The sequence below is a fragment of the Modestobacter sp. I12A-02662 genome (assembly GCF_041028325.1).
In the GTDB taxonomy this organism is placed as follows: domain Bacteria; phylum Actinomycetota; class Actinomycetes; order Mycobacteriales; family Geodermatophilaceae; genus Modestobacter.
In genome coordinates this window covers 296,940-317,452 of record NZ_JABGDE010000005.1, presented here as the reverse complement: position 1 = coordinate 317,452, position 20,513 = coordinate 296,940, and the positions used below count along the sequence as shown (strand labels likewise).

21 protein-coding genes are annotated in these 20,513 nt (G+C 74.2%); 1 reads left to right on the top strand and 20 read right to left on the bottom strand.

What is annotated here, in order from left to right; genetic code table 11:
• Nucleotides 1–26: 26 nt before the first annotated feature.
• From metK to pyrR, 13 genes are all read right to left on the bottom strand, one after another.
• A complete protein-coding gene (metK, locus tag HL189_RS09055) occupies nucleotides 27–1,238 on the bottom strand; it encodes a methionine adenosyltransferase (protein WP_369133357.1) in 1,212 nt (403 codons plus the stop codon).
• Between the two features lie 125 nt (nucleotides 1,239–1,363).
• Nucleotides 1,364–2,575: a bifunctional phosphopantothenoylcysteine decarboxylase/phosphopantothenate--cysteine ligase CoaBC gene (coaBC, locus tag HL189_RS09050; protein WP_369133356.1), complete on the bottom strand. Its 1,212-nt coding sequence runs from the start codon at nucleotides 2,573–2,575 to the stop codon at nucleotides 1,364–1,366.
• Nucleotides 2,576–2,731: 156 nt separating this feature from the next.
• Nucleotides 2,732–2,995 (bottom strand): DNA-directed RNA polymerase subunit omega, encoded by a 264-nt coding sequence (gene rpoZ / locus HL189_RS09045; RefSeq protein ID WP_014741310.1) that lies wholly within the window; start codon nucleotides 2,993–2,995, stop codon nucleotides 2,732–2,734.
• Between the two features lie 53 nt (nucleotides 2,996–3,048).
• Nucleotides 3,049–3,627, bottom strand: a complete 579-nt coding sequence (gmk, locus tag HL189_RS09040; protein WP_369133452.1) for a guanylate kinase — start codon at nucleotides 3,625–3,627, stop codon at nucleotides 3,049–3,051.
• A gap of 56 nt (nucleotides 3,628–3,683) precedes the next feature.
• Entirely contained in the window at nucleotides 3,684–4,037 is a 354-nt protein-coding gene (mihF, locus tag HL189_RS09035) for an integration host factor, actinobacterial type (RefSeq protein ID WP_222263553.1), read from the bottom strand.
• Between the two features lie 287 nt (nucleotides 4,038–4,324).
• Entirely contained in the window at nucleotides 4,325–5,203 is an 879-nt protein-coding gene (gene pyrF / locus HL189_RS09030; protein WP_369133355.1) for an orotidine-5'-phosphate decarboxylase, read from the bottom strand.
• Nucleotides 5,200–6,162, bottom strand: a complete 963-nt coding sequence (locus HL189_RS09025; protein ID WP_369133354.1) for a dihydroorotate dehydrogenase — start codon at nucleotides 6,160–6,162, stop codon at nucleotides 5,200–5,202. The genes pyrF and HL189_RS09025 overlap by 4 nt, the downstream gene beginning before the upstream one ends.
• Complete coding sequence (locus tag HL189_RS09020) at nucleotides 6,159–7,064, bottom strand: dihydroorotate dehydrogenase electron transfer subunit (RefSeq protein WP_369133353.1); 906 nt, start codon at nucleotides 7,062–7,064, stop codon at nucleotides 6,159–6,161. Before HL189_RS09020 ends, HL189_RS09025 begins: the two co-directional genes overlap by 4 nt.
• A complete protein-coding gene (gene carB / locus HL189_RS09015; RefSeq protein ID WP_369133352.1) occupies nucleotides 7,061–10,357 on the bottom strand; it encodes a carbamoyl-phosphate synthase large subunit in 3,297 nt (1,098 codons plus the stop codon). Before carB ends, HL189_RS09020 begins: the two co-directional genes overlap by 4 nt.
• Entirely contained in the window at nucleotides 10,357–11,520 is a 1,164-nt protein-coding gene (carA, locus tag HL189_RS09010) for a glutamine-hydrolyzing carbamoyl-phosphate synthase small subunit (protein ID WP_369133351.1), read from the bottom strand. Before carA ends, carB begins: the two co-directional genes overlap by 1 nt.
• Complete coding sequence (locus tag HL189_RS09005) at nucleotides 11,517–12,803, bottom strand: dihydroorotase (RefSeq protein WP_369133350.1); 1,287 nt, start codon at nucleotides 12,801–12,803, stop codon at nucleotides 11,517–11,519. Before HL189_RS09005 ends, carA begins: the two co-directional genes overlap by 4 nt.
• Complete coding sequence (locus HL189_RS09000) at nucleotides 12,800–13,720, bottom strand: aspartate carbamoyltransferase catalytic subunit (protein ID WP_369133349.1); 921 nt, start codon at nucleotides 13,718–13,720, stop codon at nucleotides 12,800–12,802. Before HL189_RS09000 ends, HL189_RS09005 begins: the two co-directional genes overlap by 4 nt.
• Nucleotides 13,717–14,316: a bifunctional pyr operon transcriptional regulator/uracil phosphoribosyltransferase PyrR gene (pyrR, locus tag HL189_RS08995; protein ID WP_369133348.1), complete on the bottom strand. Its 600-nt coding sequence runs from the start codon at nucleotides 14,314–14,316 to the stop codon at nucleotides 13,717–13,719. The genes HL189_RS09000 and pyrR overlap by 4 nt, the downstream gene beginning before the upstream one ends.
• Before the next feature lie 247 nt (nucleotides 14,317–14,563).
• On the opposite strand from pyrR, the gene HL189_RS08990 reads away from it, so the two are divergent.
• Nucleotides 14,564–15,106 carry a transcriptional regulator gene (locus HL189_RS08990; RefSeq protein WP_369133347.1) on the top strand — a complete coding sequence of 181 codons (543 nt, stop codon included), beginning with the start codon at nucleotides 14,564–14,566 and terminating at the stop codon, nucleotides 15,104–15,106.
• A gap of 100 nt (nucleotides 15,107–15,206) precedes the next feature.
• On the opposite strand, the gene nusB is transcribed toward HL189_RS08990, so the two are convergent.
• The 7 genes from nusB to aroC are packed head-to-tail and all read right to left on the bottom strand — an operon-like array spanning nucleotide 15,207 to nucleotide 20,495.
• Complete coding sequence (gene nusB, locus HL189_RS08985) at nucleotides 15,207–15,611, bottom strand: transcription antitermination factor NusB (RefSeq protein WP_369133346.1); 405 nt, start codon at nucleotides 15,609–15,611, stop codon at nucleotides 15,207–15,209.
• Nucleotides 15,612–15,619: 8 nt separating this feature from the next.
• The gene (gene efp, locus HL189_RS08980) at nucleotides 15,620–16,180 is read right to left on the bottom strand and encodes an elongation factor P (RefSeq protein WP_369133345.1); all 561 of its coding nucleotides are present in this window, start codon (nucleotides 16,178–16,180) and stop codon (nucleotides 15,620–15,622) included.
• Nucleotides 16,180–17,283, bottom strand: a complete 1,104-nt coding sequence (locus HL189_RS08975; protein WP_369133344.1) for a M24 family metallopeptidase — start codon at nucleotides 17,281–17,283, stop codon at nucleotides 16,180–16,182. Before HL189_RS08975 ends, efp begins: the two co-directional genes overlap by 1 nt.
• The gene (gene aroQ, locus HL189_RS08970) at nucleotides 17,280–17,714 is read right to left on the bottom strand and encodes a type II 3-dehydroquinate dehydratase (RefSeq protein WP_369133343.1); all 435 of its coding nucleotides are present in this window, start codon (nucleotides 17,712–17,714) and stop codon (nucleotides 17,280–17,282) included. Before aroQ ends, HL189_RS08975 begins: the two co-directional genes overlap by 4 nt.
• Entirely contained in the window at nucleotides 17,711–18,772 is a 1,062-nt protein-coding gene (gene aroB / locus HL189_RS08965; protein WP_369133342.1) for a 3-dehydroquinate synthase, read from the bottom strand. The genes aroQ and aroB overlap by 4 nt, the downstream gene beginning before the upstream one ends.
• A complete protein-coding gene (locus HL189_RS08960) occupies nucleotides 18,769–19,305 on the bottom strand; it encodes a shikimate kinase (RefSeq protein WP_369133341.1) in 537 nt (178 codons plus the stop codon). The genes aroB and HL189_RS08960 overlap by 4 nt, the downstream gene beginning before the upstream one ends.
• Nucleotides 19,302–20,495 (bottom strand): chorismate synthase, encoded by a 1,194-nt coding sequence (gene aroC, locus HL189_RS08955; protein WP_369133340.1) that lies wholly within the window; start codon nucleotides 20,493–20,495, stop codon nucleotides 19,302–19,304. Before aroC ends, HL189_RS08960 begins: the two co-directional genes overlap by 4 nt.
• Nucleotides 20,496–20,513 lie beyond the last annotated feature (18 nt).

Genomic DNA, 20,513 nt, shown 5'->3' with positions numbered 1-20,513 from the left:
CGAGCGGCAGAGCCGTGGTCAGTGGATCAAGCGCCGACGGCCGAGCGCAGCGCGTCGACGCGGTCCAGCCGCTCCCAGGGCAGGTCGACGTCGGTGCGGCCGAAGTGCCCGTAGGCGGCGGTCGGCGCGTAGATCGGGCGGAGCAGGTCCAGGTCGCGCACGATCGCGCCCGGCCGCAGGTCGAACACCGAGGTGATCGCCTTCTCCAGCACGTCCTCGGGCACGGTGCTGGTGCCGAAGGTCTCGACGAACAGCCCGACCGGGTGGGCCGCGCCGATCGCGTAGGCGACCTGCACCTCGCAGCGGCGGGCCAGGCCCGCCGCGACCACGTTCTTGGCGACCCAGCGCATCGCGTAGGCGCCGGACCGGTCCACCTTCGACGGGTCCTTGCCGGAGAACGCCCCGCCGCCGTGCCGGGCCATGCCGCCGTAGGTGTCGACGATGATCTTGCGGCCGGTCAGGCCGGCGTCGCCCATCGGGCCGCCGATGACGAACTTGCCGGTCGGGTTGACCAGCAGCCGGTAGCCGGTGGTGGGCAGGCCGAGCGCGGCGAGCTCCGGCTCCACGACGAGCTCCTGCACGTCGGGGGCGAGCAGCGTCTCGATCGAGATGTCCTCGGCGTGCTGGGAGGAGACGACGACGGTGTCGACGGCGACCGGCCGGTCGTCCTCGTAGACCACGGTGGCCTGGACCTTGCCGTCGGGGCGGAGGTAGGGCACCGAGCCGTCCTTGCGCACCGTGGCCAGCCGGCGGGCCAGCCGGTGGGCCAGCGCGATGGGCAGCGGCATGAGCTCGGGGGTCTCGTCGACCGCGTAGCCGAACATCAGCCCCTGGTCGCCGGCGCCCTGCCGCTCGATGAGGTCCTCGGCCGCCGCGGCACGGTCCTCCACGCCGGTGCGCGCCTCGTAGGCGGTGTCCACGCCCTGGGCGATGTCGGGTGACTGGGCGCCGATCGACACGCTGACGCCGCAGGAGGCGCCGTCGAAGCCCTTGCGGGACGAGTCGTAGCCGATGCCGAGGATGGTCCTCCGGACGATCTCGGCGATCTCCACGTAGCCGGCCGTGGTCACCTCACCGGCGATGTGGACCTGACCGGTGGTGATCATCGTCTCGACGGCGACCCGGCTGCGCGGGTCCTGCTCGAGCATGGCGTCGAGGATCGAGTCGCTGATCTGGTCCGCGATCTTGTCGGGGTGGCCCTCGGTCACCGACTCGGACGTGAAGAGGCGGCGTGGCACTCGGTACTCCCTGCGTTCGGTGGCCGGCGCGGCACCCGCGGCCGGTGGTGGGTGACCCCGTCGCCCGAGGCTACCGGGGGCAGCCGACGGACGTCCCCCGCGACCGCCCCGGGCGGCGGTCCCGGTCAGGCCAGCCGGGTGCTGACGACGTCCCAGATGCCGGCCGACACGCCGTCCTTGGGCCCGGGCGGCACGGGGGTCGCGGTGCCGTCGGCGGCGAGGACGGTGACCTCGGTGTCGGACCGGCCGAACACGCGCCCGGCCGAGACGTCGTTGACCACCAGCAGGTCGGCCCCCTTGCGGGCGAGCTTGGCCCGCGCGTGGGCCAGCACGTCGCCCTCCGCGTCCCCGGTCTCGGCGGCGAAGCCGACGACGAGCTGGCCGGCCGTGCGCGCGGCGACCAGCTCGACCAGGACGTCGGGGTTGCGGGTCAGCTCGACGGCGGTGGGCTCGGCGGCACTGCCCTTCTTCAGCTTGGCGCCGGCCACGGAGGAGGGTCGGAAGTCCGCGACCGCGGCCGCCATGACGACGACGTCCGCGCCGGGCGACTCGGCCAGCATCGCCGTCCGCAGCTCCTCGGCGGTGCCGGCCGGCACGACCCGGACCCCGAAGGGCGCCGGCTGCTCCACGTTGGCGGCCACGAGCACCACCTCGGCCCCCCGGGCGGCGGCCACCCGGGCCAGCGCCCAGCCCTGCCTGCCCGAGGATCGGTTGCCCAGGAAGCGGACCGGGTCCAGGGGCTCCCGGGTGCCGCCGGCGCTGATGACGACCCGCCGTCCGGTCAGGTCCGGGGTCAGCGCGGCGGGTCCAGCAGCCAGCACGACCTCGGCCAGGGCGGCGACGTCGGCGGGCTCCGGCAGCCGGCCGGGGCCGGAGTCCGGGCCGGTGAGCCGGCCGACCGCGGGCGGCAGGACCACGGAGCCGCGGCGGCGCAGCGTGGCCACGTTCTCCTGCGTGGCCGGGTGCAGCCACATCTCGGTGTGCATCGCCGGCACGAACACGACCGGGCAGTGCGCGGTCAGCAGGGTGGTGGTGAGCAGGTCGTCGGCCCGGCCGGCGGCGGCGCGGGCGAGCAGGTCGGCGGTGGCCGGGCTGATCAGGACCAGGTCGGCCTGCTGCCCGATCCGCACGTGCGCCACCTCGGGGACGTCGTCCCAGACCTCGGTGCTCACCGGGTGACCGGACAACGCCTCGAACGTCGCGGCGCCCACGAAGCGGAGCGCCGAGGCGGTGGGGACGACGCGCACGTCGTGTCCCGCCTCGGTCAGCGCGCGCAGCAGCAGCGCCGACTTGTAGGCGGCCACGCCGCCGCCCACGCCCAGCACGATCCGGCTCATGCCGTCCATCCTCCACACACGACGGAGCCCCCGGCGCGGGCCGGGGGCTCCGTCATCACAACGGGCGGAACGGCCGACAGCGACGCCACCAGCCGTGGCCCCGGTCCAGAGGCTCGCCCCGAGCTTGCGAGGGGCGAGGAGGACCTGGGTCCTTGATCAGTTCTCGCCGGCGGTGTGGGTCAGCAGGCCCTCGTTGATCTCGCGCAGCGCGATCGACAGCGGCTTCTCCTGCGGCGCGGTGTCGACGAGCGGGCCGACGTACTCCAGCAGGCCCTCGGAGAGCTGGCTGTAGTAGGCGTTGATCTGGCGCGCGCGCTTGGCGGCGTAGATCACCAGGCCGTACTTGCTGCTGGTGCGCTCGAGCAGCTCGTCGATCGGCGGGTTGGTGATGCCCTCAGGGGCGGGTGCGACTCCGGACACGGGCGAGCGTGCTCCTTCAGTTCAGTGGTGACCGCGCGCGTGTCGGCCGGCCGTCAGCCGGTCCGACGCTCTTCGGGCGGCGGCGCAGTCAGCAAGCCTACCAACTCGTCCGCGGCCCTGGCCACGTCGTCGTTGACGACCACCACGTCGAACTCCCCCGCGGCGTCCAGCTCGGCCTGCGCGAGCGCCAGCCGCCGGGACTGCACCTCGGGCGCCTCGGTGCCCCGGCCGGCCAGCCGGCTGACCAGCTCGGCCCACGACGGCGGGGCGAGGAACACCAGCTGGGCCTCCGGTGCGCGCTCCCGGACCTGCCGGGCACCCTGCAGCTCGATCTCCAGCAGCGCCGGCGAGCCCGCGGCCAGCTGCTCGTCGACCGGCGCCTTCGGGGTCCCGTACCGGTTGCCCGCGTAGGACGCCCACTCCAGGAGCCCGTCGTCGGCGATCAACGAGTCGAAGAAGGCGTCGTCGACGAACCAGTAGTGCTCGCCGTCCACCTCGCCCGGGCGGGGCTCGCGGGTGGTGACCGACACCGACACCCAGACCTCCGGGTGCCGGCGCCGGACCTCGGCCACGACGGTCCCCTTCCCGACGCCGGAGGGACCGGAGAGCACGGTCAGCCGCGCGCGGGTCAGTTCTCGCACTGGTCGATCATCGCACCGGAGTGGTCGGGGACCACCGCGGCGACCGTTCAGACGGCGCCCTCGGGGACCTGGTCGGCCTCGACCTTCTCGCCGCCGAACTCGGCCTCCAGCGCCTTGCGCTGGTTGGCGCCGAGCCCCCGCACCCGCCGCGTCGGGGAGATCTCGAGCCGCTCCATGATCTTGGCGGCCCGGGCCTTGCCTACGCCGGGCAGCGACTCGAGCACCGCCGAGACGCGCATCTTGCCGATCACCTCGTCGGTCTCACCCTGCTTGAGGACGTCACCGACCGTGGCGCCCTTGCTCTTGAGCCGCTCGCGCAGCTCGGCACGGGCCTTGCGGGCCGCAGCCGCCTTCTCCAGGGCTGCGGCACGCTGTTCGGGGGACAACTCGGGAAGGGGCACGGAGCAACCCAATCGTGATCGTGCCGGCCACTGGACCGGCGGTTTCTCGGGGTGGACGTCGTACGCGTGCGGCCCGCGGTGTGAGCCTCGGCGACAACCTAGCCAAGCGAGAACGCCCGGTGTCGCCAGCCCCTCCGCCAACTGTCGTGGACAGGTGTGCTGTAGCCGCCACGGTGCTGCCATACACACGTCGCACACGGACGGTGACGTCGGGTCAGCGCCCGATCGGGCACCCCTCGATCAGGACCGCTGCGTGCGCCGGCCGGGCTCCCGCGGCCCGGCCCGCCTCATCCGCCGAGCTCGGCCGTCCACCGGTCGGCCGCCGCGCGCAGGGCGGCCGCCTCCGGGCCGGCGGACAGCACGTCACGGGAGACGGTCGGGACGACGGCCGTGCCGGTGCCGAACAACCGGCGGAGGTCGGCCACCGAGCCGCCCTGGGCGCCGAGCCCGGGAGCGAGCACCGGGCCGCCCAGCCCGTCGAGGTCGACGTCCAGGTCGCGCAGCGTCGCCCCCACCACGACGCCGAAGGCCCCCGTGCCCGGCCCCCAGCGGCCGGCGGCGTCCCGGACGGCGGCGACGTCGGGCAGCGGGTCCCCGACCACCCAGTCCGGGGTGTTCCAGCCGCGCACGGTGTCCACCACGACCTGGGCGACGCTGCGCTCCCCCACCAGCGCGTGCTGGAGGGTGCCGGCATCGGGGTTCGAGGTGCGGGCCAGGACGAACAGCCCCCCGCCGTGCTGCCGGGCGGTGTCGACCGCCGGCTGCAGCGACCCCGGCCCCAGGTAGGGGCTCACGGTGAGCGCGTCGACGGCCAGCGGGTGGTCCGGGCGGAGGTAGTCGGCGTAGGCGTCCATCGTCGAGCCGATGTCGCCCCGCTTGGCGTCCAGCAGCACCAGGGCGCCGGCCGCACGGGCCCGGGCGACGGCGTCCTCCAGGACGGCGATCCCCCGGGACCCGTGCCGCTCGTAGAACGCCAGCTGCGGCTTGAGGACGGCGACGTGCCCGGCCAGCGCGTCCACCACCGCGTCGGTGAAGCGGGCCAGCCCGTCCGGGTCGTCGGTCAGCCCCCAGCTGCCCAGCAGCGACGCGTGCGGGTCGATCCCGACGCACAGCGGGCCCCGGGCGGCGACCGCGTCGGCCAGCCGGGCGCCGAACGACCCGCTCACCGGTGCGCGTACCCGACGGCGTCGGTGAGCCGGGCGAAGCCCCGCTCGGCCAGCGCCGCGGCCAGCTCGGTGGAGATGCGGGTCAGCGCCGACGGGTCGTTGAAGACCGCCGTCCCCACCGAGACGGCGCTGGCGCCGGCGAGCACGAACTGCAGCGCGTCCAGCCCGGTGCGGATGCCGCCCATGCCGAGGATCGGCACCCCGGGCAGCGCCTGGTGCACCTGCCACACGCAGCGCAGCGCGACCGGGCGGACGGCCGGGCCGGACAGGCCGCCGGTGACCCCGCCGAGCACCGGCCGCATGGTGTCCGGGTCGATGACCAGCCCGAGCAGGGTGTTGATCATCGAGAGCCCGTCCGCGCCGGCGTCGGCGCACGAGGCCGCGACCGGGACGATGTCGGTGACGTCCGGGCTGAGCTTGGCGTAGACCGGCTGGGCCGGGTCAGCCGCCTCGCGCACCGCGCGGACCACGTCCCGGGCCGCGACCGGGTCGCAGGCGAACACCTCGCCCCGGCTCTCGACGTTGGGGCAGGAGATGTTGACCTCGATGCCGAGCACCCCGGGCACGCCCCGCAGCCGGGTGGCGAGCTCGGCGAAGTGCTCGACCCGGGTGCCGGCGATCGACACCAGCGCGCGGGCGCCGCGCTGCGCCAGCCAGGGCAGCTCCTCGGCCAGCAGTCCGTCGATGCCCGGCCCCTGCAGGCCGATGGAGTTCAGCATCCCGCTGGGCGTCTCGGCCATCCGCGGGGTCGGCCGGCCCGACCGGGGGCGCAGCTGCACCGACTTGGTGACCACGGCGCCGATCGCGGCGAGGTCGACGAACGGCTCGAGCTCCCGGCCGAACGACGAGCACCCCGAGGCGGTGAGCACCGGGCTCGGGATCGCGGCCGAGCCGAGGGCCGTGGACATGTCGACGAGCCGGCCGTGTTGGCCAACATGGCCGGTCTGGACGGCGGTCACGCCACGACCCCCATGGCGTCGGCGCCGACCACGTCGGCGGTCAGCGTCCCGACGTCGGCGAACCGCACCCGGTCCCCGCCGAACACCGGCCCCTCGGTGCAGGACCGGCTGAACCGGGTCTGCCCGTCGGCGCCGACCACCGGCAGCACGCAGGTCATGCACACCCCGATCCCGCAGGCCATCGACTCCTCCACCGCGACGTAGGAGGGCACCCCGGCCGCGGTCGCCTGCTCGGCCACCGCCCGCAGCATCGCCATCGGCCCGCAGGCGTAGACCACCCCGACCCCGCCGACCAGCTCGGCGGCGGCGTCGGTGACCCAGCCGCGGCGACCGGCGCTGCCGTCGTCGGTGGTCACCACGAACGGATCGGCCAGCGCGGTGAGCTCCTCGCCGGAGCACAGCCGGTCCGCGCTCGCCGCGCCGGAGACCACCGCGACCCGGGACCCGGCGGCCCGCAGCTCCCCGGCCAGCCCGACCAGCGCCGCGGCACCGTAGCCACCGCCGACCAGCAGCGCCGGGGTGCCCGGGGAGGGCATCGGGTACGGCCGGCCGAGCGGGCCGACGACGTCCACGGCGTCCCCGGGCCGCAGCCCGGCGAGCCAGGTGGACCCGGCGCCGTGCGGGGAGACGACCACGGTGACCTGACCGTCGGCGGCGCCGGCGATCGCGATCGACCGGCGCAGCAGCATGGCCGACGCGGGCCCGCCGACGGCGAAGGCCACGAACTGCCCCGGCGCCGCCCGCTCGGCGACCTCCGGCGCGGCCAGGGTCAGCTCGACGTACGCCCCGACCGGCCGCCGTCCGGCCACCTCGACCACCCGCTGCACCGGCGGCCGTTCCGCCACCGGCGCCGGCTCGGTCAGGAGCGCGCGGCCATGTTGGCCAACATGGCCGCTGGTCACGAGCCGGCCTCGGCGAGCGCGCGGTGCAGGTCCTGGAGGCTGCGGACGCCGAGGTGCCCGCGGCGCAGCGCCTCGATGCCCTGCACCGCCGCCGCCAGGCCCTGCACGGTGGTGATGGAGGGGATCCCGGCGGTCACCGCGGCGGCGCGGATCTCGTAGCCGTCCAGGCGGGGCCCGCTGTTGCCGGGCGTGCCGAACGGGGTGTTCACCACGATGTCGACGTCGCCGCTGAGGATCCGCTCGACCACGTTGCCCGGCCCCTCGGAGAACTTGCCGACGACCTCGCAGGCCACCCCGTTGCGGCGCAGCACCTGCGCGGTGCCGACGGTGGCGAGCACGGTGAACCCGAGGTCGGCCAGCCGCTTCACCGGGAAGATCGCCGAGCGCTTGTCCCGGTTGGCCAGCGAGACGAACACCGTGCCGGTGGTGGGCAGGTCCCCGTAGACGGCGGCTTGCGACTTGGCGAACGCGGTGCCGAACTCGGCGTCGATGCCCATCACCTCACCGGTGGACTTCATCTCCGGGCCGAGGACGGTGTCCACGCCGTGGCCCTCGACGGTGCGGAACCGGTGGAAGGGCAGCACGGCCTCCTTGACCGCGATCGGCGCGTCGGCCGGCATCTCGCCGCCGTCGCCGGTCGCCGGGAGCACCCCGGCGGTCCGCAGCTCGGCGATGGTCTGCCCGACCGCGATCCGCGCCGCGGCCTTGGCCAGCTGCACGGCGGTGGCCTTCGAGACGAACGGCACGGTCCGGCTGGCGCGCGGGTTGGCCTCCAGCACGTAGAGGACGTCGTCCTTGAGCGCGTACTGGACGTTCATCAGCCCGCGCACCCCGATCCGGGCGGCCAGCGCCTCGGTCGCGGTGCGGATGTGCGCCAGGTCCGCGCCGCCCAGGGTGATCGGCGGCAGGGCGCAGGCCGAGTCGCCGGAGTGCACCCCGGCCTCCTCGATGTGCTCCATGACCCCGCCGAGGTACAGGTCGGTGCCGTCGTAGAGCGCGTCGACGTCGATCTCGATCGCGTCCTCGAGGAAGCGGTCGACCAGCACCGGGTGGTCGGTGCTCACGTCGGTGGCCTTGGTGATGTAGGACTCGAGCGTGGCGTCGTCGTAGACGATCTCCATGCCCCGGCCGCCCAGCACGTAGGAGGGGCGGACCAGCACCGGGTAGCCGACCGCCGCGGCGATCTCCCGCGCCTCGGCGAACGTGGTGGCGGTGCCGTGCTTGGGCGCGGGCAGCCCGGTGTCGTGCAGCACCCGGGAGAACTCGCCGCGGTCCTCCGCGGCGTCGATCGCCTCGGGAGCCGTGCCGAGCACCGGGACGCCGGCGTCCTTGAGCCGCTGCGCCAGGCCCAGCGGGGTCTGCCCGCCCAGGGTGCAGATGACCCCGGCGACCGGCCCGGCCGCCCGCTCGGCGTCGACGACCTCGAGGACGTCCTCGAAGGTCAGCGGCTCGAAGTACAGCCGGTCGGCGGTGTCGTAGTCGGTGGAGACGGTCTCCGGGTTGCAGTTGACCATCACCGCCTCGTAGCCGGCGTCCTGCAGTGCCATCACGGCGTGCACGCAGGAGTAGTCGAACTCGACGCCCTGGCCGATCCGGTTGGGGCCGGAGCCGAGGATGAGCACCGCCGGCTTCTCCCGCGGCTCGACCTCGGTCTCCTCGTCGTAGGACGAGTAGTGGTAGGGCGTGCGGGCGGCGAACTCGGCCGCGCAGGTGTCCACGGTCTTGTAGACAGGGCGGATCCCCAGCCGGTGGCGCAGCAGCCGGACGCCGTCCTCACCGGACAGCTCCGGACGCAGCGCGGCCACCTGCCGGTCGGACAGGCCGTGCCGCTTGGCCCGGCGCAGCAGCTCCGGGGTGAGCGCCGGGGCGGCCCGCACCTGCTCGCCGACCTCGTCCACCAGGGCGATCTGGTCGACGAACCAGGCGTCGAAGCCGCTGGCCTGCGCGACCTGCTCGACCGTGGCGCCGGCGGCCAGCGCCCGGTGGGCCAGGTACAGCCGCCCGTCGACCGGGGTGCGCAGCTCCTCGAGCAGCTCCTCGGCGCTGGACCCGTCTTCCAGACCGGTCCAGAACCCGGCGGCCTTGGTCTCGGTGGACCGCATCGCCTTGCCCAGCGCCTCGGTGAAGTTGCGGCCGAGCGCCATGATCTCGCCGACGCTCTTCATCGTGGTGGTCAGCCGAGGGTCGGCGCCGGGGAACTTCTCGAAGGCGAAGCGCGGGATCTTCACCACGACGTAGTCCAGCGCCGGCTCGAACGACGCCGGGGTGACCCCGGTGATGTCGTTGGTGATCTCGTCGAGGGTGTAGCCGATCGCCAGCTTCGCGGCGATCTTGGCGATCGGGAAGCCGGTGGCCTTCGACGCCAGCGCGCTGGAGCGGGAGACCCGCGGGTTCATCTCGATGACGACCAGCCGGCCGGTCTCCGGGTGGACGGCGAACTGGATGTTGCAGCCGCCGGTCTCCACCCCGACCGCCCGCAGCACCGCGATGCCGACGTCGCGCATCTGCTGGTACTCGCGGTCGGTGAGGGTCATCGCCGGGGCCACGGTCACCGAGTCGCCGGTGTGCACGCCCATCGCGTCGATGTTCTCGATCGAGCAGATCACGACCACGTTGTCGCTGCGGTCGCGCATCAGCTCGAGCTCGTACTCCTTCCAGCCGAGCACCGACTCCTCGATGAGGACGGTGTGCACCGGGGAGTCGGCCAGCCCGTGCCCGGCCATCCGGCGCAGCATCGGCTCGTCGGTGGCGATGCCCGAGCCGAGCCCGCCCATCGTGAAGCTCGGCCGGATCACGACCGGGTAGCCGACCTCGACCGCGGTCTCCAGCGCCTCCTCGACCGAGGCGCAGACCCGCGAGCGGGGGGCGTCGGCGCCGATGGAGCGGACGATGTCCTTGAACATCTGCCGGTCCTCGCCGCGGTTGATCGCCTCCACGTCGGCGCCGATGAGCGCGACGCCGTACTTGTCCAGGACGCCGTTCTCGTACAGCCCGATGGCGATGTTGAGCGCGGTCTGCCCACCGAGGGTGGCCAGCAGCGCGTCCGGGCGCTCGGCGGCGATGACCCGCTCGACGAAGTCCGGGGTGAGCGGCTCGATGTAGGTGGCGTCGGCGACCTCGGGGTCGGTCATGATCGTCGCCGGGTTGCTGTTCACCAGGCTGACCCGCAGCCCCTCGGCCTTGAGCACCCGGCAGGCCTGGGTGCCGGAGTAGTCGAACTCGCTGGCCTGCCCGATGACGATCGGACCGGAGCCGATCACCATCACGTGGCCGATGTCGCTGCGCTTGGGCATCAGGCGTGCTCCCCCGTGCTCGACTCGACGACCGGTGGTGGTGTCACCGCGCTGCCTTCCTTCGATGCGGCCATCAGGTCGACGAACCGACCGAACAGCGGGTTGGCGTCGTGCGGGCCGGCGGCGGCCTCGGGGTGGAACTGCACGCTGAAGGCTGGGGCCTCCAGCAGCCGCAGCCCCTCCACGACGTCGTCGTTGAGGCCCACGTGGCTGACCTCGACCGGCCCGAACGGGGTGTCGACCGGCCGGTCCAGCGGCGCGTCGACGGCGAAGCCGTGGTTGTGGCTGGTGACCCGCACCGTGCCGCTGACCCGGTCGAGGACCGGCTGGTTGAGCCCGCGGTGGCCGAACCGCAGCTTGTAGGTGCCCAGCCCCAGCGCGCGGCCGAGGATCTGGTTGCCGAAGCAGATGCCGAACAGCGGTCGGCGCGCCTCCAGCACGCCGCGGACGGCCTCGACCGCGTAGTCGGCGGCCGCCGGGTCGCCGGGGCCGTTGGAGACGAAGACGCCGTCGATGCCGTGCTCGAGCAGGTCGGCGGCGGTGGCGGTGGCGGGGAGCACGTGGGTCTCCACGCCGAGCTCGGCCAGCGACCGCGGGGTCGCGGTCTTGATGCCGAGGTCGAGCGCGGCGATCTGGAACCGCTTCTCCCCGATCGCCGGGACGACGTACGGCTGGTCGGCGCTCACCGAGGGGGCGAGGTCGGCGCCGGTCATCTGCGGGCTGGCGGTCACCCGGGCCAGCAGCTCCTCGGCCGACAGCCCCTCGCTGCTGATCCCGGCGCGCATCGCGCCGCGGTCGCGCAGGTGGCGGGTCAGCGCGCGGGTGTCCAGGCCGCTGATCCCGACGACGCCCTGCGCCACGAGCTCGTCGTCCAGGCTGCCGGTGGCCCGCCAGTTGGCCGGCCGGCGGGCGGCGTCGCGGACGACGAAGCCGGCCACCCACATGCGGCGGCTCTCGTCGTCCTCGGCGTTGACCCCGGTGTTGCCGATGTGCGGCGCGGTCATCACGACGATCTGCTGCGCGTAGCTGGGGTCGGTGAGGGTCTCCTGGTACCCGGTCATGCCGGTCGCGAAGACCGCCTCACCCACCGTCGTCCCGAGCTTCCCGTAGGCCTCGCCGCGGAACGTGCGCCCGTCCTCGAGCACGAGGAGCGCTTCTGTCACTTGAGTGCCTTCCCGTCCAGAACGGTCGCCTGGCCCCGCAGGAACGTGGCGACCACCCGGCCGGGGAGCTCCCGGCCGGCATAGGGGCTGTTGCGGCTGCGGCTGGCCAGCGCGGCCGGGTCGACGGCGGCCCGGTGCGCGGGGTCGAGCAGCAGCAGGTTCGCGGGCTCGCCGACGGCCAGCGGCCGCCCGTGCGAGCCGAGGCGGCCGATGGCCGCCGGGCGCACCGACATCCGGTCGGCCACGCCGCGCCAGTCGAGCAGCTCGGGGGCGACCATCGTCTCCAGGACGACGGACAGCGCCTGCTCCAGGCCGAGCATCCCGGGCCGGGCGGCGGCCCACTCGCTCTCCTTGTCCTCCACCGCGTGCGGGGCGTGGTCGGTGCCGACCGCGTCGATCGTCCCGTCGGCCAGACCCTCCCGCAGGGCCTGCACGTCGGCCTCCGTGCGCAGCGGCGGGTTGACCTTGAACACCGGGTCGTAGGTCTCGGCGCACTCGTCGGTGAGCAGCAGGTGGTGCGGGGTGACCTCGGCGGTCACCTGCACCCCGCGGCCCTTGGCCCAGCGCAGGATCTCCACCGAGCCGGCCGTCGAGACGTGGCAGACGTGCAGCCGGGCGCCGACGTGCCCGGCGAGCAGCACGTCGCGGGCGATGACCGCCTCCTCGGCGGCGGCCGGCCAGCCGCCGAGGCCGAGCCGGGCGGAGCGCTCGCCCTCGTTCATCTGCGCGCCGACGGTGAGCCGCGGCTCCTCGGCGTGCTGGGCGACGACGCCGTCGAAGGCCTTCACGTACTCCAGCGCGCGGCGCATCAGCGCCGGGTCGGCGACGCAGTGCCCGTCGTCGGAGAAGACCCGCACCCGGGCCGCGGAGTCGGCCATCGCGCCGAGCTCGGCCAGCCGTTCCCCGCGCAGCCCGACGGTCACCGCCCCCACCGGGACGACGTCGACCAGGCCGGCCTCCTGGCCGAGCCGCCACACCTGCTCGACCACGCCGGCGGTGTCGGCCACCGGGTCGGTGTTGGCCATCGCGTGCACCGCGGTGAACCCGCCCAGCGCCGCGGCGCGGCTGCCGGTCTCGACGGTCTCGGCGTCCTCCCGGCCGGGCTCGCGCAGGTGGGTGTGCAGGTCGACCAGGCCGGGCAGGGCGACCAGCCCGGCCGCGTCCACCACGTCGGCGCCCGGGGACGAGAGCCGGTCGCCGATCGCGGTGATCGTGCCGTCGGTGAGCAGCAGGTCGACGGCGTCCTCGCCGTACGGGCGGGCGCCCTTGATGATCACGCTCATGAGGGACTCCCTCCCAGGAGCAGGTAGAGGACGGCCATGCGCACGGTGACGCCGTTGCTGACCTGGTCGACGATCGTGGAGCGGGCGGAGTCGGCGACCTCGGCGGCGATCTCCATGCCGCGGTTCATCGGGCCGGGGTGCATGACGATCGCCTCGTCGGGCAGCGCGGCCATCCGGCGGGCGTCCAGGCCGTAGCGCCGGCTGTACTCGCGGGCGCTCGGGAAGAACGAGGCGTTCATCCGCTCCGCCTGCACCCGCAGCATCATCACCACGTCGGCCTTGGGCAGGACGGCGTCCAGGTCGTAGCTGACCGTCACCGGCCAGCTGCCCACGCCCACCGGCAGCAGCGTCGGCGGTGCCACCACGGCGACCTCGGCGCCGAGGGCGGACAGCAGCCGCACGTTGGACCGGGCGACCCGGCTGTGCAGCACGTCGCCGACGATCGCCACCCGGACGCCGTCGAGCCGGCCGAGCCGCTGGCGGATCGTGTACGCGTCCAGCAGCGCCTGGGTCGGGTGCTCGTGGGTGCCGTCCCCGGCGTTCACCACGCTGCCCTGCACCCACCGGGCCAGCCGGTGCGGGGCGCCGGAGGCGGGGTGCCGGACGACGATCGCGTCCGAGCCCATCGCCTCCAGGGTGAGCGCGGTGTCCTTGAGGCTCTCGCCCTTGGAGACGCTGCTGCCCTTGGCGGAGAAGTTGATGACGTCGGCGGACAGCCGCTTGGCCGCCAGCTCGAAGGAGATGCGGGTCCGGGTGGAGTCCTCGAAGAAGAGGTTCACCACCGTGCGGCCGCGCAGCGTGGGCAGCTTCTTGACCTCGCGGCCGGTCAGCGCGGCCTCGATCTGCGCGGCGGTGTCGAGGACCAGCGTCGCGTCGGCCCGGTCCAGGTCCGCGGCTTCCAGCAGATGTCGCCTCACCGGTCACCACCGTCCAGGACCCGGACCTCGTCCACGCCGTCCACCTCTGCCAGCTTCACCCGGACCTGCTGCGCCCGCGACGTGGGCACGTTCTTGCCCACGTAGTCGGCGCGGATGGGCAGCTCCCGGTGGCCGCGGTCGACCAGCACGGCCAGCTGCACCGCGCGCGGGCGGCCGAGGTCGCGCAGCGCGTCGAGGGCGGCGCGCACCGAGCGCCCGGAGAAGAGGACGTCGTCGACCAGGACGACCAGCCGCCCGTCGATCCCCGCCGCGGGCAGCCGGGTCTCCTCCAGCGCCCGCACCCCGCGGGTGCGCAGGTCGTCGCGGTGAAGGGTGATGTCGACGGTGCCGACGTCGACCGCGGTGCCGGTGAACGCCTCGATGCGGGCGGCCAGCCGGCGGGCCAGCGGGGCGCCGCGGGTGGGGATGCCGACCAGGACCAGGTCGGCCAGACCGCCGTCGGCGGCCCCGGCCGGGGCGGAGCTCGCCGCCCGCTCGATCAGCTGGTGGGCCACCCGGTCGACGACCCGGGCGACGTCGTCGCCGGTCAGCAAGGGGGGCGGTGCGGGCAGATCAGATGACAGCTCAGATGACATGGTCATCAGGCCTCCTTCCCCGCCTCACTGGACGGGTCGTTAAAGGAGCCCTCCGTGACCGACACGCGTGTCGACCTGGAGGCGGGACCGTTGACGACGGTACTGCACCACCGGATGTGACCCTCGCCGCGTCCGTTCCGTGCAGAAGTTCCGGAAGAGAGCCGCTGGACTGTCGCATGCCTGGCCTGGTCGGTACTCTGCGTCACGAACGCCGCCCCCTTCCAACGACAGTCAGTGAGCAGAGCCGATGAGCACCGACTACTCCCGGGCGCTGGGCGCCCGCCTCCGGGCGATCCGCAACCAGCAGGGTCTGTCGCTGCAGGGCGTGGAGGACAAGTCCCACGGCCGCTGGAAGGCCGTGGTCGTGGGGTCCTACGAGCGTGGCGACCGGGCGGTCACCGTCCAGCGGCTCTCCGAGCTCGCCGTGTTCTACGGCGTGCCGGTGTCCGAGCTGCTGCCCGACCCGCGGCCGAGTTCGGCGGTCACCAAGAGCACCAAGATCGTGCTGAACCTCGAGTCGCTGGGCTCGCTGCCCGCCGACGAGGCCGGCCCGCTGGCCCGCTACGCGTCGACCATCCAGGCGCAGCGGCACGACTACAACGGCAAGGTCCTCTCCATCCGCGCGGAGGACCTGAAGTCGCTGGCGATCATCTACGACATGAGCCCCGACGAGCTCACCACCCGGCTGATCGAGTGGGGTGTCCTCTCCCCCGGCGCCGACGGGATCGGCTACGCCACCGAGGACGCCGCCGAGGACAACGGCTGGGACCGCCGCCGCGCTCCCCGCTGAACGGACGCGAGCGGCCCGCCCCCGGTCCCGGGGGCGGGCCGTTCCGCGTGCGGCCCCGCTGCGTGGGCCCGCGTCGGGCGTAGGTGGCAGAGGGTCCTGTTCAGGTGGGGATCTCCGAGGCGACGATCGCGCCGAGGACGCCGTTGACGTAGGCCGGCGAGTCGTCGGTGGACAGCGCCTTGGCCAGCTCCACGGCCTCGTCGATCGCCACGGCGTCCGGGACGTCGTCGACCCACAGCAGCTCGTAGACCGCCATCCGCAGGATGGCCCGGTCCACGTCGGGCAGCCGATCGAGCGACCAGCCGCGGGTGTGCTGCTCGATCAGCTCGTCGATCCGCGGCTGCTGCTCGACCACGCCCTCCACCAGCCGGACGGCGTGCTCCGGCACCGGAGGGTTGCCGTCGGCGACCCGGTCACGGAGCACCGCGAGCGGGTCGCTGCGGCGCAGGTCGGCCTCGTAGAGGACGTCGACCGCGCGCTTGCGCGCCTTGGATCGGGCGGCCATCGATCAGGTCAGCTGACCCGGCCGAGGTACCGGCCGTCGCGGGTGTCGACCTTGAGCTTCTCGCCGGTGCTGATGAACAGCGGCACCTGGATCTGCGCGCCGGTCTCCAGGGTGGCCGGCTTCGTGCCACCGGTGGACCGGTCGCCCTGCAGACCCGGGTCGGTGTGCTCGACGACGAGCTCCATGGTCACCGGGAGCTCCACGTACAGCGGCGTCCCCTCGTGCACGGCGACGATGACCTCGGTGTTCTCCAGCAGGTAGTCCGCGCCCCCGCCCACGGTCTCGGCCGGGACGTGGATCTGGTCGTAGGTCTCCAGGTCCATGAAGACGAAGTCGGTGCCGTCGAGGTACAGGTAGCTCATGCTCCGCTTGTCGACGGTGGCCGTCTCGACCTTGGTGCCGGCGTTGAAGGTCTTGTCGACGACCTTCCCGGAGAGCACGTTCTTCAACGTGGTGCGCACGAAGGCGCCGCCCTTGCCGGGCTTCACGTGCTGGAAGTCGGTGACGGTCCAGAGCTGGCCGTCCAGGTTGAGGACGATGCCGTTCTTGAGGTCGTTGGTGGTAGCCATCAGATGACCAGCAGTTCCTTGCTCGTGAGGGTCAACAACTCGGGCTCGTCCTCCGTGACCACCAGCGTGTCCTCGATCCGGACACCGCCGTGGCCGGGCAGGTAGACCCCCGGCTCCACGGTGACGGCCATGCCAGCGGCCAGGGTACCTGCGCCCAGGGCGGAGATGCCCGGCGCCTCGTGGATCTCCAGCCCCACCCCGTGGCCGAGCCCGTGGGTGAAGTGCTCACCGTGCCCGGCGGCCACGATCACCTCACGGGCCGCGGCGTCCACCGCGGTCACGTCGGCGCCGACGGCCAGGGCGGCCCGGCCGGCCGCCTGCGCGGCGGCGACGAGCTCGTAGACCTCGCGCTGCCAGTCGGCGGCGCCGCCGAGGACCAGCGTGCGGGTCATGTCCGAGTGGTACCCGTCGACGGTCGCGCCGAAGTCCAGCTTGAGGAGGTCGCCGTCCCGCAGCTCGGTGGCGTCGGGCCGGTGGTGCGGGATCGCGGAGTTGGCGCCGGCGGCCACGATCGTCTCGAAGCTCGGCGCCTCCGCGCCCAGCGCGAGCATCCGGGCGTCGAGCTCGCGGCCGACCTGCAGCTCCCTGCGCCCGGGCCGCAGCGCACCCTCGGCGGCCAGCTCGGCGAGCGCCCGGTCGGCGATCGTGCAGGCCCGGCGCAGCGACTCGATCTCGCCGTCGTCCTTGACCGCGCGGAGGTCCTCCACCGCGCGCCGGACGCTGACCAGCTCGGCGACCGGGCCGCCGGTGGCCTGGTCGGCCAGCACCCGCTCCAGGGTGCGCAGCCCGTCGACGGTGACGTCGTGGGACTCGAAGCCGAGCCGGCCGGTGCCCAGGTGCGCCGCCCGGGCGGCCAGCGCCGGCACCGTCGCCCGGTCGATCAGCAGCTCCAGGTCCGGGACCTGGGTGCCGGCCTGGGTCGTGTACCGCCCGTCGGTGCCCAGGACGTCGTCGCCGTCCGCGCGCAGCAGCAGCGCGGCGTTGGAGCCGGTGAACCCGGTCAGGTAGCGGACGTTGAGCAGGTTGGTGACCAGGACGGCGTCCAGCCCGCGCTCCGCGGCGACCGCCCGCAGCCGGTCCCGCCGCCCGGCCTCCCTCGTCATGACGCGCCCCTCGCGGCCAGGTACCGGAGCGCCAGCTCGTAGCCCTGCACGCCCAGCCCGGCGATCACCCCGTCGGCGACCCGGGACACGTAGGAGAGGTGACGGAACTCCTCCCGGGCGTGGACGTTGGTCAGGTGCACCTCGACCAGCGGCGCGCGGAGGCCGGCCAGCGCGTCGTGCAGCACCACCGAGGTGTGCGACCAGCCGCCCGGGTTGATCACCACCGGGTCCCCGGCGTCCGCCGCGTCGAACACCCAGCCGAGCAGCTCGGCCTCCGAGTCGGTCTGCCGGACGACGACCTCCACGCCCAGCCCGGCCGCGGCGGTCTCGATCAGCCCGACGAGTTCGGCGTACGTCGTCGTCCCGTACTTCTCCGGCTCGCGCTTGCCCAGCCGGCCGAGGTTGGCGCCGTTGAGCACCTGGATCGTCATGCGGCCTCTCCGTTGACGGCTGCCCAGGCTGCGTCCAGCCAGGCCTGGTCGGGGTCGGTCAGGATGCGCGGGCCCAGCCCGTCGAGGACGACGAAGCGCAGCGAGGCCCCGCGTGCCTTCTTGTCCATGCGCATCACCGCCTGCAGCCGCGACCAGTCGCCGCGGTAGGTGGTGGGCAGCCCCAGGGCCGCGACCAGCTGCCGGTGCCGGTCGACGTCGGCACGCGGGAGGAGCCCGGCCTGCCCGGCGAGCTCCGCGGCGAACACCAGCCCGACGGCGACCGCCTCGCCGTGCCGCCAGCCGAAGTCCTCGACCCGCTCGATCGCGTGGGCCAGCGTGTGCCCGTAGTTGAGGAACTCGCGGCGGCCGGTGTCGTAGAGGTCCTCCCCCACCGCGTCCGCCTTGACCTGCACGGCCCGGGCGATCAGCTCGCCGGTGCCGGTCCGGCCGGTGGGGTCGGCGTCGAGCAGCTCCAGGATCCGGCCGTCGGCGATGAACCCGCACTTCACCACCTCGGCCAGCCCCGCGCGGAACTCCGCCCCGGGCAGGCCGGCGAGCGCGTCGGTGTCCGCGAGGACGGCGACCGGCGGGTGGAAGGCCCCGACCAGGTTCTTGCCGGCCGCGGTGTTGATGCCGGTCTTGCCGCCGACCGCGGCGTCGACCATGCCCAGCAGGCTGGTCGGCACCTGCACCACCCGCACCCCGCGCAGCCAGGTCGCGGCGAGGAAGCCGGCCAGGTCGGTTACCGCGCCCCCGCCGACCCCGACGACCGCGTCGGAGCGGGTGAGCCCGAGCCGGCCGAACTCCTCCCAGGCGCCCGCGGCGACCTCAGCGGTCTTGGCGGCCTCACCGTCGGGGACGACGACCGCCTCCGCGGCCACCCCGGCCTGCTGCAGCGTCTCCACCGCGGCTCCGGCCGCCGCGGCCAGGGCGCGGCTGTGCACGACCGCGGCCCGCGCGGTGCCGGCCAGCACCACGCCCAGCTGCGCCTGCGCACCGGGCCCGATGAGCACCTCGTAGGGCCGGTCCCCGGCCACGGTGATCCGCCGGGCGGTCACGGGGTGACCTCGCCGGCGGTGCGCAGGACGCCCAGCACCTCGGCGACGACCTCTTCGACGGATCGTCCGCCGGTGGTCACGGTGACGGTGGCGACCTCGGCGTAGAGCGGGGCGCGGGTCTCCAGCATGGTGCGCAGCATCGCCCGCGGGTTCACGCCCAGGATCGGCCGGTCCCGGGAGAGGCCGACGCGCTTCGCGGCGGAGTGCAGGTCGACGTCGAGCCAGACGACCGTGGCACCGCCGCGACCGGCGGCGGCCAGCAGCTCCCGGGTCCCCGCGCTGGTGACGGCACCGCCACCGAGGGCCAGGACGCCGTCGTGCTCGACCAGCGCGGTGGCCACGGCGCGCTCCTCGAACGCCCGGAAGTGCGGCTCACCGTGCTGCACGAACAGGTCGGCGACCGTCGTCCCGGTGGTGGCCTCCACGTCGGCGTCGGTGTCGCGGAAGGTCAGGCCGAGGGCGGCGGCGACCGCCGTCCCCACCGAGGTCTTCCCCGCCGCCGGCGGACCGACGAGCACCAGTCGCGGCGTCACCGGTACGGGAGGGCGTCGAGGTAGGACCGCACGTTGCGCCGGGTCTCGGGCACCGAGTCACCGCCGAACTTCTCCAGGACGGCGTCGGCGAGCACGAGAGCGACCATCGCCTCCATCACGACGCTGCCGCGCGGCACCGCGCAGGCGTCGCTGCGCTGGTTGATCGCGACGGCGGCCTCCCCGGTGGCGACGTCGACGGTGGCGAGCGCGCGCGGCACGGTGCTGATCGGCTTCATCGCCGCCCGCACCCGCAGCACCTCGCCGTTGGTCATGCCGCCCTCGATGCCGCCGGCGCGGTCGGTGCGCCGGTGCACGCTGCGCCGTCCGTCCGCGGTGTCGACGACGTCGATCTCGTCGTGGGCGACCGACCCCCGGCGCCGCGAGGTCTCCAGCCCGTCGCCGACCTCGACCGCCTTCACCGACTGCACGCCCATGAGCGCGCCGGCCAGCCGGGAGTCCAGCCGCCGGTCCCAGTGCACGTGGCTGCCCAGGCCCGGCGGCAGGCCGTGCACGACGACCTCTATGACGCCACCGAGCGTGTCACCGGACTTCCGGGCGTCGTCGACCTCGGCGACCATCAGCCCACTGGTGTCCGGGTCGGCGCAGCGGACCGGGTCCTCGTCGATGCGCGGGGTGTCCTCGGGGCCGGGCAGCACGCCGTCGGGCACCGTGACCGGGCCGATCCCCACCACGTGGCTGACCACCCGGACGCCGAGCACCTGGTGCAGGAACTGCTGCGCCACGGTGCCCAGGGCGACCCGGGCCGCGGTCTCCCGGGCGCTGGCCCGTTCCAGCACCGGCCGGACGTCGTCGAACCCGTACTTCTGCATGCCGGCGAGGTCGGCGTGGCCGGGGCGGGGACGGGTGAGCGGCGCGTTGCGCGCCTGCCCCTCCAGCACGTCGGCGTCCACCGGGTCGGCGGCCATGACGGTCTGCCACTTCGGCCACTCGGTGTTGCCGATCTGGACGGCGATGGGACCGCCCTGGGTGACCCCGTGCCGGACGCCGCCGGTCAGGGTGACGACGTCCTCCTCGAAGCTCATCCGCGCGCTCCGGCCGTGGCCGAGGCGACGGCGGGCGAGCTGGGCGTCGAGGTCGGAGGTCTGCACCCGCACGCCGGCGGGCAGTCCCTCGAGGATGGCGGTGAGCTGCTGGCCGTGCGACTCACCGGCGGTCAGCCAGCGCAACATGCGACGGATTCTGCCAGT